The sequence below is a fragment of the uncultured Draconibacterium sp. genome (assembly GCF_913060805.1).
Taxonomy (GTDB): domain Bacteria; phylum Bacteroidota; class Bacteroidia; order Bacteroidales; family Prolixibacteraceae; genus Draconibacterium.
Window position 1 is genome coordinate 1 of the sequence record NZ_CAJXTC010000024.1, and the last position, 17152, is coordinate 17152.

The 17152-nt window shown below is 41.7% G+C and carries 13 protein-coding genes; 3 read left to right on the plus strand and 10 right to left on the minus strand.

From position 1 onward, the window contains the following. Window positions 1–5 precede the first annotated feature (5 nt). The 3 genes from QZ576_RS14650 to QZ576_RS14660 all read right to left on the minus strand — a co-directional run bounded on the left by QZ576_RS14650 (window position 6) and on the right by QZ576_RS14660 (window position 3709). Entirely contained in the window at window positions 6–203 is a 198-nt protein-coding gene (locus tag QZ576_RS14650) for a hypothetical protein (RefSeq protein ID WP_297098459.1), read from the minus strand. Window positions 204–717: 514 nt separating this feature from the next. Beyond that, window positions 718–2130 (minus strand): tetratricopeptide repeat protein, encoded by a 1413-nt coding sequence (locus QZ576_RS14655; protein WP_297098461.1) that lies wholly within the window; start codon window positions 2128–2130, stop codon window positions 718–720. Between the two features lie 52 nt (window positions 2131–2182). After that, window positions 2183–3709, minus strand: a complete 1527-nt coding sequence (locus tag QZ576_RS14660) for a DUF4301 family protein (protein ID WP_297098463.1) — start codon at window positions 3707–3709, stop codon at window positions 2183–2185. A gap of 31 nt (window positions 3710–3740) precedes the next feature. Here QZ576_RS14660 and QZ576_RS14665 point away from each other — a divergent pair, with 31 nt between their 5' ends. Then, window positions 3741–4814 (plus strand): TIGR01212 family radical SAM protein, encoded by a 1074-nt coding sequence (locus tag QZ576_RS14665; protein WP_297098465.1) that lies wholly within the window; start codon window positions 3741–3743, stop codon window positions 4812–4814. Window positions 4815–4872: 58 nt separating this feature from the next. On the opposite strand, the gene QZ576_RS14670 is transcribed toward QZ576_RS14665, so the two are convergent. Both QZ576_RS14670 and QZ576_RS14675 read right to left on the minus strand, forming a co-directional pair. Next, a complete protein-coding gene (locus tag QZ576_RS14670; protein WP_297098467.1) occupies window positions 4873–5628 on the minus strand; it encodes a DUF4197 domain-containing protein in 756 nt (251 codons plus the stop codon). After that, a complete protein-coding gene (locus QZ576_RS14675; RefSeq protein WP_297098469.1) occupies window positions 5625–7484 on the minus strand; it encodes a YgiQ family radical SAM protein in 1860 nt (619 codons plus the stop codon). Before QZ576_RS14675 ends, QZ576_RS14670 begins: the two co-directional genes overlap by 4 nt. A gap of 185 nt (window positions 7485–7669) precedes the next feature. On the opposite strand from QZ576_RS14675, the gene QZ576_RS14680 reads away from it, so the two are divergent. Further along, on the plus strand, window positions 7670–9460 hold the full coding sequence (locus tag QZ576_RS14680; protein WP_297098472.1) for a GNAT family N-acyltransferase: 1791 nt from the start codon (window positions 7670–7672) through the stop codon (window positions 9458–9460). A 284-nt stretch (window positions 9461–9744) separates the two neighbouring features. Here QZ576_RS14680 and QZ576_RS14685 read toward each other — a convergent pair whose 3' ends face one another. The 3 genes from QZ576_RS14685 to trpB all read right to left on the minus strand — a co-directional run bounded on the left by QZ576_RS14685 (window position 9745) and on the right by trpB (window position 13032). Next, on the minus strand, window positions 9745–9945 hold the full coding sequence (locus tag QZ576_RS14685) for a YwbE family protein (RefSeq protein WP_297098474.1): 201 nt from the start codon (window positions 9943–9945) through the stop codon (window positions 9745–9747). A gap of 71 nt (window positions 9946–10016) precedes the next feature. Continuing rightward, window positions 10017–11633, minus strand: a complete 1617-nt coding sequence (locus tag QZ576_RS14690) for an ABC-F family ATP-binding cassette domain-containing protein (protein WP_297098476.1) — start codon at window positions 11631–11633, stop codon at window positions 10017–10019. 199 nt (window positions 11634–11832) lie between these two features. Further along, window positions 11833–13032 (minus strand): tryptophan synthase subunit beta, encoded by a 1200-nt coding sequence (gene trpB / locus QZ576_RS14695; protein ID WP_297098478.1) that lies wholly within the window; start codon window positions 13030–13032, stop codon window positions 11833–11835. 281 nt (window positions 13033–13313) lie between these two features. Here trpB and tnpA point away from each other — a divergent pair, with 281 nt between their 5' ends. Next, window positions 13314–13763, plus strand: a complete 450-nt coding sequence (gene tnpA / locus QZ576_RS14700; protein ID WP_297098479.1) for an IS200/IS605 family transposase — start codon at window positions 13314–13316, stop codon at window positions 13761–13763. A 403-nt stretch (window positions 13764–14166) separates the two neighbouring features. Here the strand turns inward: tnpA and QZ576_RS14705 are convergent, their stop codons facing one another. Further along, complete coding sequence (locus tag QZ576_RS14705) at window positions 14167–15831, minus strand: AMP-binding protein (protein WP_297098481.1); 1665 nt, start codon at window positions 15829–15831, stop codon at window positions 14167–14169. Between the two features lie 87 nt (window positions 15832–15918). After that, window positions 15919–17130, minus strand: a complete 1212-nt coding sequence (locus QZ576_RS14710; protein WP_297098483.1) for an S-adenosylmethionine:tRNA ribosyltransferase-isomerase — start codon at window positions 17128–17130, stop codon at window positions 15919–15921. Window positions 17131–17152: the final 22 nt, after the last annotated feature.

The following is a 17152-nucleotide window of genomic DNA, read 5'->3' on the forward strand; positions in this document are numbered from 1 at the left end:
ATTATTTAGTCACAAACGGCTTCAAACATATCCATTGCCTCTTCTATTGCATCGTCATAATCGTCGCCACAAACCGTACCATTTGTTCCTGTTCCATCTCCACAATGAATTCTTACGGTTAAACAAGTCGTTGCATGGCTAACAAAAGCAATTCCGAAAACAAATGCACATACGATTAGAATTTTCTTTACTAAAAATTTCATAATTAAATGTACTTCAGTATTTTACCCCACTTTCACAGCTGCCAATTTGCAAAAGTGCGTCCCGGATGGTAGTTTTGCACGGGCGGTTTATCAAAACTGCCTGCCTCCCCGGGCCGGGAACAAAGTAACGAGTGGACCAAGCTCCCGGGGAGGCTTATCCAATAAATTTGTTTTTTCCGATTTGAGGTAATGATTTCATCTTAATGTATTTGATTGCTGGAGTTCTTTAATGTAAAAGAGTTGTTTTGTTATTTGGTGACAATCAAAAATATTGCCTTCTTTTTTTAAAAACAAATCATAATTATATTTAGACTTGTCGTTTTTATTTTTATTGAAACTAATGGGTTGAAAAACAGCGTATTGTGTTAGGTCGGGGATGTGGCATGTTTAATAATATGTTGAGTCAGGGGTTGCCTTTTGTTCAGAATAAAGAGCATTGTCTCAGAATAAATTAGATATAAAGGTTGGAAAGGAAATTGGTGTAAAGGCTGGATTATAATAGAACTTCAATTTGCTATTTATCGCCACGGCGGAAATCGTCAACAACTTTTTTAAGCTGTTTGCTTTTTAATGCTCTCGGGTAAATATCGAACAGGTAATTGATGTTCTCAAAATCCTGCAACATTGCCGATCGCAACCATTCGTAGGCTTCTTTACGTTTCCGGGCTCCAAGCAATATGGCCACCAAACGGTATTTTAACATCGAATCGTCGTTATTATCGATGGCCTTTTTCAGAATTCGGATGGCACCTTTTGTTTCCCCGTGCTTCATTAAAGTTTCTGCCCAGGTCAACCAAATTTCGGTATTTTCAGCATCAACTCGTGCGCCTTGTTTAAAGGCTTTTATCGCTTCATCCAAATCATCAGCATCGTTTTGTACCTTGCCTAAAGTCAGCCAGTATTCTGAGTTTTGCTTGTCGATTTTTATGGCTTTCTTGATGTAGTCGACACTTCTGTCGTACTTTTTGGCAATCCACATAATAAGGCCAACTCCAAAATGTGCGGTATCATTATCCGGATTTATAGAAATTGCTTTTTGGTAATTATGCTCCGATAATAACTGGTCATCCAGATTCAGATAACACTCGCCAATGTAGCAGTAAGCATCATCATTATCCGGATCAAATTCCAGAAACTCCCGGTATTTATCAATGGCCTCTTTAAAACGTCCTGAATTGGCCAGTGCATTTCCGATATTGAACAGGGCCATATGGAAATTCTCGTTTATCGCCAGCGTGTATTCGTAAGCCTCGATTGCTTTGTCGTGCATATCGGCCTTGTTGTATACAATTCCCAGGTTAAACCAAGCGGTGTAATTGTACACATCGTTATCAATAAAACGATTGTAGTATTTTATGCTGTGCTTGTAATCGCCAATCTGGTCGGTAAAGAATGCCAGATCGTACAATGCCAACTCGTGTTTCGGATTCAGTTTTAAGGCTTTTTTGAAATACGAGATCGCTTCACTTATTTCGCCAATTTGAATAAATGCCGATCCAACGTGGTATAAAATATCGTCGGTTTCTCCGTTTCCAACTTTAATCGCTTTTTTGAATGATGCTTTTGCCAGGTCTTCGTTACCCATAATCAACGATGCCGAACCTCTTAACAGGTGGACATCGGGATTGGTATTTTCAACTCTTTCAGCAAAATCGAGGTATTTCTGAGCCTGGTCGTATTTGCCTTTGCTCAGCAGAATTTGTGCATATTTTAAATGAAGAGGAACCGCATTCGGATGGATCTGAATGCCTTGTTTAGCCGCAATTTCAGAAGATTGCAAATCGCCTTCTTCCATTAATTGCTCTACAATTCCTTCAAATTCCGACACATCGAAATACTTTGTGCGTCCTGATACCAAAGAGCTCTTAAAACGCTTAAGTGCCTCACTAATATCTTCTTCCCTGAAATTATCTCTTTCCTCGTTCATCGTAAAATAAGTTCGCGAAATTAATAATTCGGCCCGAATCTCAAAAACAATCTTACAAGTGTTGATCGCGCAACAGGTCGTTCACCGTTTTTACCGGGTTGAAAGTTTCAATCGGTACCTCAACAAAAAGGGTGTTCCAGTTGCTCATAGCTCCGTTCCACAAGCCCGGCAATTCCTGTGCTTTCAGCTCTTTTCCGTCTTTCGATTTTTGCGAAATAAAGCCGGTTGCCGGGTCGGTAAATTGAGTAAGATCGTATTTTTCTCCTTTGTAATTTTTTACTGCACAAACCAGATCAACCGGGTTAAAGTGTGTGGCGTGCTGAACAATATCCTGTTGTTGCACACTTTCCGGATCAATCTGCGAACTTTCAACAACCTGCAACGAAATGGTTCCGTCGGCATTCATTGCCCAGAATGGCCCGCCACCGGGTTCGCCTTCATTTTTCACCATTCCGCACACACGCAATGGTCGATTGTATTTTTCTTTCAGGTATTGATAAAGTTCTTCGCGCTCCGTGTAATAATGATTTTTGGCCGGTTTGGTATTTAGCGTAAACTCCAAAAAGTTTGCGGCTTCGGCCAAAAAGTTACTGTTAAGCGCGGTATAAAATTTCTCGTTTAATTCTTTTTGATAATTAAATAACTTTTCCTGATGTTTTAATAGAACACCAGCTAAGCCTTTCTTAAAGTCGATGGTAGGCTGTTTCAAACGATCGGGAACAACATTGTCGATGTTTTTTATGAAAATGATATCTGCATCCAGGTCGTTCAGGTTCTCGATTAACGCACCGTGTCCACCAGGACGGAACAACAAACTGCCATCAGCATTTCGGAATGGTTCGTTTTCCAAATCCACAGCGATGGTGTCGGTTGATGGTTTTTGCTGACTAAAAGTAATGTCGAATTCAACCCCCAACTGTTTTTCGTATTTCTCTTTTATTTCTGCCAGTAGAGCTTCAAAACCCGGTTGGTGTTCTGGCGAAACCGTAAAGTGCAAACTGGCTTTGTTGTCTTTGTCAGCTGCGTATTTTGCACCTTCTACAAGGTGCTCCTCAAAGGGAGTTCTTGCTCCATCTTCGTACGAATGAAATTTCAGCAGCCCTTTTGGTTTGGCGCCGTAATTCAGCCCCTTTTCGTTTAAAAGATAATCGAGTTTATTGGTTGCCGAGAGTTGTTCTCCATTATCAGCAACGGCTTTTTTTAGCTCTTCAGCAAAAGCAAATTTGTCGAGTTCTGTAACATATTGTGCAGCATCTCTGTTGGCGGCAAGCACATCTTCGTGCGGCTGATTCTGGAAGTCCTCCAAGGCCTGAAACAATGCCTTAAACATGCGGCTTGCAGCACCCGATGCCGGTACAAATTTTAAGGCTTTTGTTCCCGCTGCAATTTTTGCATCATAACGTTCGCCCCTTTTCTTTAAATCTTCGGGGCTTAAACGAATAATACCTTTTCCCACCGATGCCGCATCTTGAATGGGTAGGTAGGGGAAGCCTTTTTTAAAATTTTCGATTTGAATTAGCACGGTCTCCAGTTTGCTGCCGCGCTGTTGAATTTGCTGCTTATCTTTCTCCGAGAACATATCTGCCTGATTTTTCCTTAAAAATAGAGAATTGAAGCTGTATTTGAAAAGCAAAACCGTTGATATTCGCGGAAAGTTTTCAAGAGTTGTTGATAAGTTTTATGCAGAAAATTCGGATTCACAAATTTACGTACTTTTGCAATCTCAAATAAAAAGGATGCAAAACGGAACATACAGCTGGGGACACGACAGGAGATACAACGATTTTCCGACTTATTTTAGAACGCTTTTTTCGGAGCGGGTGCAAAAGGTGTCGATCGATGCCGGTTTTACCTGCCCGAACCGCGACGGGACAAAAGGTACCGGCGGATGTGCTTATTGCAACAACAAAACGTTTAAACCCACCTACTGCAACCTGGAGAATAGTGTGACCAGCCAGGTAGAAAAGGGCATTGCTTTTTTTGCGAAGAAATACAAGTCGATGCGGTTTTTAGCCTACTTTCAGGCGTATACAAATACTTATGCTCCTATTGAAGATTTAAAGCGTTTGTACGAAGAAGCGCTGGAACACCCAAAAGTGGTTGGACTGGTTATTTCAACACGTCCCGATTGTATCTATCCTGAGTTGCTGGATTATCTGGCGGAACTCAGCCAAAAAGTTTATGTAAGGGTGGAGCTGGGAGTGGAGTCGCACCTCGACAGAACTTTGGAAAGCATTAATCGTGGCCATTCGTTTGCTGAAGCGGAATGGGCAATTGAAGAAACTGCAAAACGAGGAATCAACAATTGTGCACACATGATTCTTGGTTTACCGGGCGAAACACGCGATGAACTGCTCGATCAGGCCAAAACGATTTCGAAACTGCCGGTAAAGAATTTGAAGTTGCATCAGTTACAAATTCATAAAAAAACACTGCTGGAAAAACAGTTTCAGCAGCATCCTGAAAATTTCGATCTATACACTGCCGACGAATATATTGATCTGGTTATCGATTACCTTGAGCTTTTAAACCCTGAGATCATCGTTGAACGTTTTATCAGCCAGGCACCACCCGAAATGCTGATCGCACCAAAATGGGGATTAAAGAATTTTGAATTTGTAGCCAAAGTGGAAAAACGCTTGAAAGAGCGTGATACGTGGCAGGGGAGGTTATTTAAAAAATAAAGCCCCGAAAATTAATTCCGGGGCTGCGTTATCTTTGGTTTTATAATGATCTTGTCGTTTAACTGTCAACCGAGCCAAATACCTTTTTTAGCAAACTTGTTACACGTGCTGCCGGATCTTCCCGGATCAGTTTCTCTTCCGCTGCAATTTTAATAAATACGCCATCAAGTGCTTTGGCTGTGAGGTAGTCTTCCAATTGTGTGTCAACTTCTTCCAGACCTGCTGTTTGTCCGATAAAAGAACCGGCAACCTGGTTCCATTTACCTATCAATGTGTCCCAGCTTTCTTTGGTCGATACGCCACCAACTAATTCTTTCTCCACCGACGCCTTAATTTTTGGTCGGTAAAGCTGAAAAAGCTGATCGTAAGTGGTTTTATGCAAATAGGAAGTTGCTGCATTGTCGTTGCCTTTTAAAATTACCATGGCATCGTTAAATGTCATGCTTTTTATGCTATTTACAAAAATGGGTGCAGCTTCTTTTGCGGCATCTTCGGCGGCGCGGTTGATGTGAAGTAACACATCTTCGAGTAGTTTTTCACCTCCCGGCACTTTTCCGGCATTTTCAACAATAATATTGGCCTCGGGTGGAAGCATAATTTTCACCAGTTCGTCTTTGTAATAACCGTCCTGCGCACCTAAAATACTCACCGAGTTGTTGGTGCCTGTAACCAATGCCTCTTTTAATCCTGCAACTATTTCCGATTGAGTTAGGGGCGTTTCTCCATCAAGGGTTTGCTGGGCAATTTGCATCACTTCGGCGCAGCCCGATAGTACAATTGCTACTGCCAGCGTTAACATTCTAATTATCTTCATTTAGCGTCGTTATTTTGTTTTTTATTGAAAAGCTGTTTCACCAAATCTTCGCGCCCTTTTGCTTTTAAGTCGCGAATAATTTTATTCCGAAATTCCTTTTTATACCAGAAAAAGAACTGGCGTTGTTGTTCTTTGGCGTTTTTATTTCGGGCCGTATAAATTTGCTCCATGGTGTACGGATGATATCCCGAATAATAAACCACAGTGGCCAACGTCATTGGTGTGGGCGTAAAATCCTGCACCTGTTCCAACCTGAAATTCATGTCTTTGGTCTGGATTGCAAGGTTGGCCATATCTTCCGATTTACTTCCCGGGTGACTCGAAATAAAATACGGAATCAGCTGCTGATTAAGCTTTTCTTCCTTATTGATTTTTATAAACTCCTCGTTCAGTTCCTCAAATAATTTAAACGACGGTTTCCGCATAAATTTCAGCACCTCGTCCGATGAGTGTTCCGGAGCCACTTTCAACCTTCCCGATACGTGGTGTTTTATAACTTCACGCAAATACTCCCGGTTGGTTTCGTTAACCTCTTTATCATTGGTTTTCTCCAATATCATATCATATCGGATTCCACTACCGATAAAAGCCTTTTTTATTTTTGGATTGCTGCGAACTTTCCTATACAAATCGAGCATGCCTTTGTGGCTAACATCCAGGTTTTTACAAACCGATGGGAAAATACACGACGGCCGTTTACATTTTCTGCAAATTTCCTCGTGAATACCTTTCATTTTGTACATGTTGGCCGATGGGCCACCCAAATCGGAAATGTATCCTTTAAAATCAGGCATTTCAGTTACTTTCTCCACTTCGCGAAGAACAGATTTTTCTGAACGGCTGGCAATAAATTTTCCCTGGTGTGCCGAAATGGTACAAAATGTACAGCCTCCAAAACATCCGCGGTGGATATTTATGGAGTGCCGGATCATGTCGTAAGCCGGAATCGCACCTTTATTATTGTAGCGCGGATGTGGCAACCGAGTGTAGGGCAAATCGTAAATGCGGTCGATCTCTTTTTCCTTAAAAGTTGGCCACGGCGGATTTACCACAACCTTTTTATCGCCAATTCGCTGCACCAACTTTTTGGCCTCCATCTTGTTCGATTCCTCTTCGATGTGCATAAAATTGCGGGCAAACTCTTTCTTTTCCTGCAAACAGGTATCGTGCGATGCCAGCTCCAACTCATCCCAGTTCTTTTTGGTGGCGTAAGCTTCGTCGCCATCAACCATAAAAACAGTTTGTGGAATGGTAGTCAGTGTTTCGATGGGAATGCCGCGTTTTACGAGGCGCGCAAAATCAACAATCGATTTTTCGCCCATACCATAAAACAACAAGTCGGCTTTCGTATCGGCCAAAATCGAGGGCATTAACCGATCCGACCAGTAGTCGTAATGCGTTAAACGGCGCAACGAGGCTTCAATTCCTCCGAGTACCAGCGGCACATCCGGATATAATTCTTTTAATATTTTCGAGTAGGTAATGGTGGCGTAATCGGGGCGTTTCCCAATTTGTCCGCCGGGCGTGTATGCATCATCCGATCGTTTACGTTTTCCGGCTGTGTAATGATTCACCATCGAGTCCATGTTTCCTGCAGTTACAGCAAAAAACAGGTTTGGTTTCCCCAGCTTTTTAAAGTCGCGCAAATCATCGGTCCAGTTGGGTTGCGGAACAATGGCTACGCGCAATCCTTCGGCTTCCAGTACCCGGCCAATAACGGCTGCACCAAACGATGGATGGTCGATATAAGCGTCGCCGGTAAATAAAATTACGTCCAGCTCCTCCCAACCCATTTGTTTCACCTCTTTCTTCGACGTAGGGAGCCAGTCTGTAATATGTAGTTTGTTTTCTGTCATTAAATAGATTTATACCCTTATAACAAAGAAAGTTCAAATATGATTAAAAAATATTTCACGGTAGTAAAATTGCCGGTTTTAGCTCAAAAGCGCAACTCTAAAATAATTACATAGTATTATTTAGTTAACGATGTTAATTCAAAAAACCTTTTATTTTTGTAATAGAACAAACTTAATCGCATTAAATGGAATTACCAGAGCCAAACGATTTGTTCAAAGACCAAAACCCGGCACTCGCCAACGGTGATTATTTCGCCAAGTTCCTCATGTTTATTCTTCGTTTTAAAAAGCTCGATAAAATTTATCGACAGATTGTAGATAAACAGGGTGTGGAGTTTATCGACGAGCTAATAAAAATGCTGGAATTCGACATTGAATTTGATGAAGATCAGCTAAAAAAGATACCAAAAGAAGGACCGCTTATAATTGTTGCGAACCATCCGCTTGGCGGTTTCGATGGATTGTTGCTGATAAAATACCTGTCGCTGGTGCGCAAGGATGTTAAAGTGCTGGCCAATTATCTGCTGAAAAAGATTGATGCAGTTTCGGAGTATTTTATGGAAGATAACCCTTTTGATGATTCGGAGCAGGGAAATTATTACGGATTGAAAGAAGCATTTGAACACCTGAAGGCGGGGGGAGTTCTCTGTCTGTTTCCGGCAATCGATGTGCACACCAAAGATCCTTATGGTAGTGTAAGCGACAAAGTTTGGCAGTTTCCGGTAGTGAACTTTATAAAAATGGCGCGTGTTCCCGTTGTTCCTGTCCTTTTTCAGGGCACCAACAGTCGGTTATTGCACTTGGTGGCAAAGATCCATCCGTCGTTAAAAAGTGCGCGTTTGCCCTCGGAGATTTTGCGGAAAAAGCATAAAAAAATAAAGTTGCGAATTGGAAGCCCGATAAAAGTTGACGAGCAGGATACGTATAAAGATGTGTACCAGTTAGGGCGTTTTCTACGTGCTAAAACGTATAGTATGGAGTCGGACATTGAAGTGCGGCGCTTTTTTAATTATGCATTGAAACCCAATGTAAAACCCGATGAAATTATTGATCCGGTTCCGCTGGAGAAGATCAAGAAAGAAATTCAGCTCATACAATCGAAGTATACGCTATTTCAACTGAAAAATTTCACGGCGTATTGCGCTCCTTCGGCAAAGATCCCGAATATTCTGAACGAGATAGGTCGTTTGCGTGAAATTACTTTCCGCGAAGTTGGCGAGGGCACCAACCGCAGCATAGACATCGATGAGTATGACCTGTACTACAACCAGATGTTTATTTGGGATGAAGATGAGGATCGGATTGTTGGTGCGTATCGTTTGGGAAAAGGCAAGGATATTATGGAACAGTTGGGCCGGCGAGGATTTTACCTTCATTCGCTGTTCCGCATCTCGGAGAGTTTTAAGCCGGTTTTAAAGGAAAGCATCGAGCTGGGGCGCTCGTTTGTAATTAAAGAATATCAGCGCAAACCTATGCCACTGTTTTTGCTTTGGAAAGGCATTTTGTATTTCCTGCTGAAAAACCCGGAATACCGCTACCTGATTGGGCCGGTGAGTATCAGTAATAATTATTCGAAAGTGTCGAAAGACCTGATCATTAAGTTTATTATGAAGAACCATTTGAACTGGCGAATGGCTCAGCATATAAAACCGCGCAATAGCTACAAATTTAAAAGCGATAATGTGGATTTGAACCTGCTGATGGAAAATATGGAGCACGATATTAACCGGCTCGATAAAACCATTGGCGATTTGGATGAACAGAATTCGGGACTTCCGGTGTTGCTGAAAAAGTACATTAAACTCAATGCTGAAATTATTGGATTTAATGTGGATCCGAAGTTTAATAATTGCCTCGATGGACTGATTGTGCTCGACGTTTACAATGTTCCGAAAAACACGATAGAGTCGCTGTCAAAAGAAGCCAATGACGGCTCCATTCTCGACCGTTTTTACGGCAGCCGTGAAGTAGAATGAAAATCAAGGTAAAAGTTAAAAGTAAAAAGGCAAAAGTAGTAATTTGAGTGCAGCGTCGGGAGCAAAAGTATCTGTCATCTCGACGAGTTCGCGAGGAGAGATCTGTGCCAGTTTTCAGTCTCAGTAGGCAGCTAACAATTTATCAATTTAACAATTCAGCAGTATTGCAATTTGAAAAGTTAACCACAAAGTTGCACAAAGAAGACACAAAGTTTCACGAAGGAGAATTAAAGCACTTAAGCATTAAATCATTGGAGCATTCAGCCCCTCAATCCTTCAGTCCTTTAAACCTCCTGCAAAATTTTCTGTACACGCCCTACTTCTCCGCTTTCGAGCATTACTTTTATTCCGTGTGGGTGGATGGTTGAATTGGTCAATATTCTTTTAACGATACCACAGGTTAATTCACCCGATCGCTGGTGTTCTTTTTTTACAACGGCTACGTTTAAGCCAACTTTTATATTGCTTCGTTGCTGGTTATTCATGTGCTAATTTTTTAATTAATGCTTTGCACAAGCCAGGTAAGTTTTATAGGTAGTTTCTGTGATAAACAACTTTACTGTGCGTAAAGTTTTTCGCGCAGTGCATGAATTTTATCATCTTCGATATATTCGTCGTACGGCATCAATTTGTCGATAATACCGTTTGGAGTTAACTCAATAATACGGTTACAAACCGATGAAATAAACTCGTGGTCATGCGACGACATAAACACGTTGCCCGGATATTTTATCAGGTTGTTGTTAAAGGCCTGAATCGATTCCAGATCGAGGTGGTTGGTTGGTGTGTCGAGAATAAGCGCGTTGGCATCGAGCAACTGCATTTTGGCAATCATACATCGCATCTTTTCTCCTCCCGAAAGCACTTTTACCTTTTTGTAAATCTCTTCGCCGGCAAACAACATACGGCCCAAATAACCACGAATGTAGATTTCTGTAGTGTCGGTAGTGAACTGGCATAACCAGTCGAACAAAGTCATGTCGCTATCGAAAAACTCCGAGTTGTCTAACGGCAGGTAAGCTGAGGTAATGGTTTGCCCCCACTGGTAAGTTCCTGAATCTGCTTCACGCTTTCCGTTAATGATTTCGAAGAAGGCTGTCATTGCACGGTGGTCGCGCGACAGGAAAACAATTTTTTCACCCTTTTGTGTCGAGAATTCCACGTCTTTAAAAAGTGTGGTTCCTTCAATGCTGGCGCTAAGGTTTTCCACATCCAGAATACGGTCGCCGGCTTCACGCTCAGGAGTAAAAATAATTCCCGGATATTTACGTGTTGATGGCTGGATATCCTCAACATTCAATTTCTCCAGCATCTTCTTACGGCTGGTAGTTTGTTTCGATTTAGCCACGTTGGCACTAAAACGCGAAATAAACTCCTGCAGTTCTTTCTTCTTCTCTTCGGCTTTTTTGTTTTGAGCCTGCTGCTGACGCAGTGCCAGCTGGCTACTCTGGTACCAGAAACTGTAGTTTCCGGCAAACATTTTAATATCGCCGTAATCGATATCTATTGTGTGGGTAGAAATAGCATCCAGGAAGTGACGGTCGTGCGAAACAACCAAAACAGTGTTTTCGTAATTGGCAAGGTAATTCTCTAGCCAAACAACGGTTTCAAGGTCAAGGTCGTTGGTAGGCTCATCGAGCAGCAGGTTATCAGGATTTCCGAATAAAGCCTGTGCCAGCAGAACACGCACCTTTTGGTTACCGCTCATGTCTTTCATCAAGGTGTAGTGGTATTCCTCTTTAATACCCAGGTTACTCAATAAAGTAGCTGCATCGCTTTCGGCATTCCAACCGCCCATGTCGCCAAATTTTTCTTCCAGTTCGCCGGCTAAAATTCCGTCGGCTTCCGAAAAATCAGGTTTCATGTAAAGAGCATCTTTTTCTTTCATCAGATCCCAAAGCTCCGAGTGGCCTTTCATTACAGTGTCAAGAACAGAGAACTCATCAAAAGCAAAGTGGTCCTGACTTAAAACCGAAAGACGCTCACCCGGTTCAAGAGAGATGTGCCCTGCAGTTGCATCGATCTGCCCTGAGATTGCTTTTAAAAATGTTGATTTTCCTGCTCCGTTTGCTCCGATAACGCCATAGCAGTTTCCGGCCGTAAACTTCATGTTAACGTCCTGAAATAGTATGCGTTTCCCAAATTGTATTCTTAAATTCGATACTGTAATCATTGCCTAAATTTGTTTTCAATTTTTGCCCTTTTTTCAAAGGCGGTGCAAACGTATACAAATAATTGATACCGGGTGTTAAGCGATCAACAAGTAATCGTGTAGTTAGTCTTAAGTTAACGTGCCGGCCACTATTTATGATTTTTGGCATAAAAAAAGTCCGGAAAACCCGGACTTTTCAAAATATTTATGAGAATTACGCTTATTCAGGTAAACCATATTTTTCAACCACGAAGTCGATGTCTTTGTCGCCACGACCACTTAGGTTGATCAGAATCGATTGTTGCTGATTTTCTTTCGCCAGTTTTAAACTGTAGGCAACAGCGTGCGCACTTTCCAAAGCCGGAATAATTCCTTCCAAACGACTTAGCTCGTAAAAAGCATCAATCGTTTCAGCATCGTCGGCAACTCCGTAGTTTACTTTGCCCATATCTTTAAGCATACTGTGCTCCGGTCCAACTCCCGGATAATCCAATCCGCTGGCTACCGAGTACACCGGTGCAGGTTCGCCTTTTTCGTCTTGCAGCGTGTAGCATTTAAAACCGTGGATAACGCCAGGTTTCCCGTAAGTTATGGTGCTGGCGTGTTCGCCCAGTTTTGTTCCAACGCCACCCGGCTCAACACCGTGCAGTTCGGTTTCTTCAATATCGAGGAAGCCCGAGAACATTCCCATAGCGTTACTTCCACCACCAACACAGGCCACAACGTGATCCGGATTTTCACCGGTCATTTCGAAAAATTGCTCTTGTGCTTCAATTCCAACAACACGCTGGAAATCGCGAACCATCATCGGAAACGGGTGAGGTCCAACCACCGAACCAATACAGTAGATTGTGTTTATCGGGTCTTTCAGGTACGCTTCGAAAGCCGAATCAACAGCTTCTTTAAGTGTTTTTAATCCGTGAGAAACTGGAACGACTTCAGCTCCCAAAATTTTCATACGAACCACATTCGGGTGCTCTTTGGCAATGTCAACTTCTCCCATGTGGATTTCGCACTCTAAACCAAAATATGCCGCTGCAGTTGCCAACGCCACACCGTGTTGTCCGGCGCCGGTTTCAGCAATCAGTTTCTTTTTACCCAGGTGTTTTGCCAATAATGCCTCGCCCATACAGTGGTTGAGTTTGTGCGCTCCTGAGTGGTTCAGATCTTCGCGTTTCAGGTAAATACGACCGCCGTATTTTGCCGACAAATTCTGGCAGTAATAAACCGGAGTCGGGCGTCCCTGAAAGTGTTTGCGAATGCTGCGAAGTTCAGAAATAAAATTGTGCGATTTGCTAATGCTGTGGTAGGCATCGGTAATTTTATCCATTTCTGTTTGCAAATCGGGTGGAATAAACGAACCACCATATTCCTTATAGAATCCCTCTTTATTAGGGTATTGCTTGAAATAATCAGTCATAGGTTTTTTGAATTTTTTAATTGAACCTACGAATGTAAAATTTTATTGCTTTGGGTTGATTCTAAATTAGAATATGAGATGAATTTTTCGTGAATTGATAACACATTGTATTGTCCTGAAGGGACAAAACGTGAATAACCATGTGTGAAACACATGGCAAAAACAACACAGGTGAATTCAGCCCTGAAAGGGTTGAACAATATCCTGAAAAGACAAGAATAATACGTTCAATTATCGTAAATTAGTAGATGTTAACTAATTGAATTTTAAACTTTTTAATCATGTCCAGTTATCGCCAAATCACCTATCACATTATTTTTCGCACGAAACACAGTCAAAAAACATTAAAAACCGAACATCTAGAGATGCTGTTTAAGTACATCTGGGGAATAATAAAAAACAAAAATTGCCATTTGTACAGGATTAATGGAGTGGAGGATCATATTCACATTTTAACCGATCTTCATCCCAACATCGCTTTAGCTGACTATGTCAGAGACATTAAAACTGCTTCATCAATCTTTCTGAAAAAATCGGCCCATTTCCCTGATTTCAAAGGTTGGGCGGATGGTTATGCCGCGCTTACTTATGCGCATTGGGACAAGGACAAACTTATTAACTACATTAAAAATCAACAAGAACACCACAAAACAGAAACTTTTGAAGCGGAGTACCGACGGCTTTTGGAAGAACACAATATTCGTATTGATGAACGATACTTTTTGAAGTAATGAACGGTGTTCAACCCCTTCGGGGCTGTGATTGTTATCCTGTAAATTTCCACCGGTTTTACCGGTGGTTATTCATATTTAGTCCTTTCAGGACATTATTTTTGAATTTGGGTGGGTGGAAATAATCGCTGCTGCTATCCGCAAAGCGGAAGGAAGTTTCCACTTAGTAGAATTTACGAGTCAACAGTTTACAGGTAGTCCTTTCTGGATATTTGTATATGATTTTAGATGTAGTAAACTTGTCTCTATAGCTTATCTGCTGGGCAGTTTGCAAGTTACCATGAAAAGTCCTGAAAGGACTAAACGTAAATAACCGTGTGTGAAACGCACGGAAAACATAACTCAATATAACCTCAGCCCCGGAAGGGGTTGAACTTATTACAACGCTTGGAAAATGTCAAATTTAATGATACAAGTAGCGCTTAATCTTTTGAGTGGCCGTTTTTATAAAAGGAGTAGGGTGCGAAATAAAATCCTGAACTTTGGAAAATTTGTTAACCCTTGAATTAATATAATCTTTCAACTCCGCGCTTAACTCTTCAATTTTTTCGTCAACATGATGAGAGATTTCCTCCATTTTATCTCCGAATTCAGAACGCATTTCTTTAACTTTTTGCTCTAGCTCTTCTCGATTAAAATGAACCAGCGCCACCAGTTTTCCTTTTTTCTGAATTACAACCGATTCTACCACATGTCTGAAATTATTGATGATAGATTCGATTTCTTCGGGGTAGATATTTTCGCCGTTGGCACCAACGATCATATTTTTCAACCGGCCTTTGTGGCTTAACCAGCCGTCTTTATCAAAAACGCCAAGATCGCCGGTTTTAAACCAGCCATCTTCGGTTAATACACGTTTTGTTTCTTCCGGATTTTTGTAGTAGCCCAACATTACATTCGGCCCTTTTGTCCAGATTTCACCTTCGCCGGTTGCCGGGTTCTGATCATGAATTTTTATTTCGCTGTTGATCACTTTTGGGCCAATGGCTCTAAAACGCGTTGTTGTTGGATTCGATCCCGCCACAAGCGGAGATGTTTCGGTTAAGCCGTAACCAATGGCATAAGGAAATTTGGCATCGCGCAGAAAACGTTCCACTTTACCATCAAGTTTGGCGCCGCCGATACCGAAAAATTCAAGACGGCCACCAAAAGTTTCCATCAGTTTTTTTCCTGCCAATCGGTGAATCAACTTTCGTGTTGGTTTGAACCGGTGCATTAAACGTGTAACCGCTTTTTTGTTAATGCCGGGCAAAATGCTGCTTTTGTATACTTTTTCGATGATCATTGGAACAGTAAGCATAATGTGCGGCCGCAACTTCTTTAAAGCCGGAAGCAAAACACTTGCGGTTGGCGGTTTGTGCAAATAAGTTACACTGGCTCCTTTGTACATGGCCAGCAAAAATCCGATGGTGTTTTCGTAGGTGTGCGATAACGGCAGAACCGAAAGAAACTTGAACTCTTCACGAATCTCCTGAACAGCTGCCGACTGTACAACATTTGCTAAAATATTTTTTTGCGATAGCATTACGCCTTTTGAGTTTCCGGTTGTTCCGGAAGTGTAAATCAAAACCGCCAGTTCATTTTCTTTTGGTTGATAGGCTTTGTTGCTGCTCGCTTTTTCATCAAAAACCACCGATGTATCTTCAGCTTTTAAAAGATTGAAATCTTCAATCTTTACGATAATATCAAGTGTAGATGTGTCAACCTCTTTTATTTTATACTGAAGGCTTGAAGAGATAAATAGGACTTTCGACTCGGAATGTTTGATCACATTCTCCAATTCGGCTGGACTAAAATCGGGAAGAACAGGAACAGCAACAATTCCGGAGCATTGCAAGGCAAAATAAACAACGCCCCAATTGGGCATATTCTGGCTGTAGATAATCACTTTGTCGCCCTCGCCAATACCCAGCTTTTCCAAAAATGCCTGAACAGCAGAAATCTTTCTACCCATTTCTGCATACGTCAGGTAGTCGCCATCAATAAAGCCCAGTGCTTCATTGCTCGCATAATTTTTTACTGACTCAGAAATGAAGGAGGAAAAGCTGTCGATTTTATCTCTCTGCATAGTGGCCACAAATATGGTTAAACTTAGCTTTTGTGCAAATATTTGGTCTTAAAAAATGTTATTGTAAGCTTCAACTTCGATGGCATTTTATTTTAGGTATAGATTGCTGTCGCCGTAGCTTAAAAAGCGGAAATCGTTGGTCAAAGCATAGTCATAAACTTCTTTCCATTTATTGCCCAAAAATGCGCTGATTAACAGCAGCAGCGTACTTTGTGGCTGGTGAAAATTGGTGAACATGCCCCTGATCAGTTTAAAATCGTAGCCCGGCAAAATGATGATTTGCGTTGAAAAACGAATGGCTTTTTCGTTATTTTCAACCAGGAAATAAATGATATTCTGCAATGACTTTTCAATAGAAATATTTGCTTCGTTTTCGTAGGGTTCCCATTGTTTTACCTCGGGATGAAACGGATCGAAACGTTTTTCTTCCAGTTGCAAACCAATCCAATACAAACTTTCTAGTGAGCGCACCGAAGTGGTTCCCACTGCAATAATGTTTTTGGGATTTTCCACGAACGAACGTAAAATATCTATCGGAATGATCACCTGTTCGTGGTGCATGGTGTGTCCTTCAATCGTTTCCGATTTTACGGGCTGAAAAGTTCCGGCTCCCACGTGCAGAGTAATCTCATTGGTTGTAATGTTTTTATCTTCCAGTTGCGCAATTACCGGATCGGTAAAATGCAAACCGGCTGTTGGTGCCGCCACCGAACCATCGATTTTTGCATAAACTGTTTGGTAGCTTTCCTCGTCGCTTTCTTCGGTGTCGCGGTTTAAGTACGGCGGAATTGGTAATTGGCCAATGTGCTCAATAATTTCTGAGAAATGGACGCCGCCATTCCACACAAAACGAATATGAAAAGAGTTTCCTTCTTGTCCGATTTTCGCAGCGGTCAGTTCAATGGTTTTTCCGTCAATTTTAAATGTCTGACTCAAAAAAACTTCTTTCCATTTTTTTGAATTGCCCACCATACACTTCCAGGTTACTTCTTCGGTTTCCTGAAAAGCTACCTGGTAATCGGCCGGTTCAACGGGCTCCAGACAAAAGATCTCAATTTTGGCACCTGTTTCCTTGTAAAAAAATAAACGGGCATGAATTACGCGGGTATTGTTAAAAACCAGCTGTGCATCTTCCGGCAGGTAATTGGCACAGTTCTCAAAAATATCTTGTTTTATTGTACCGTTCTGTCTGATCAATAATTTTGATTTATCGCGCTCAGTAAGCGGGTATTTGGCAATTCGCTCGTCGGGCAGATTGTACGTGTAATCGCTAATCTTTATGTCTTTGTATCTGTTCAAAACAATTGTCTTTTAGGACTGC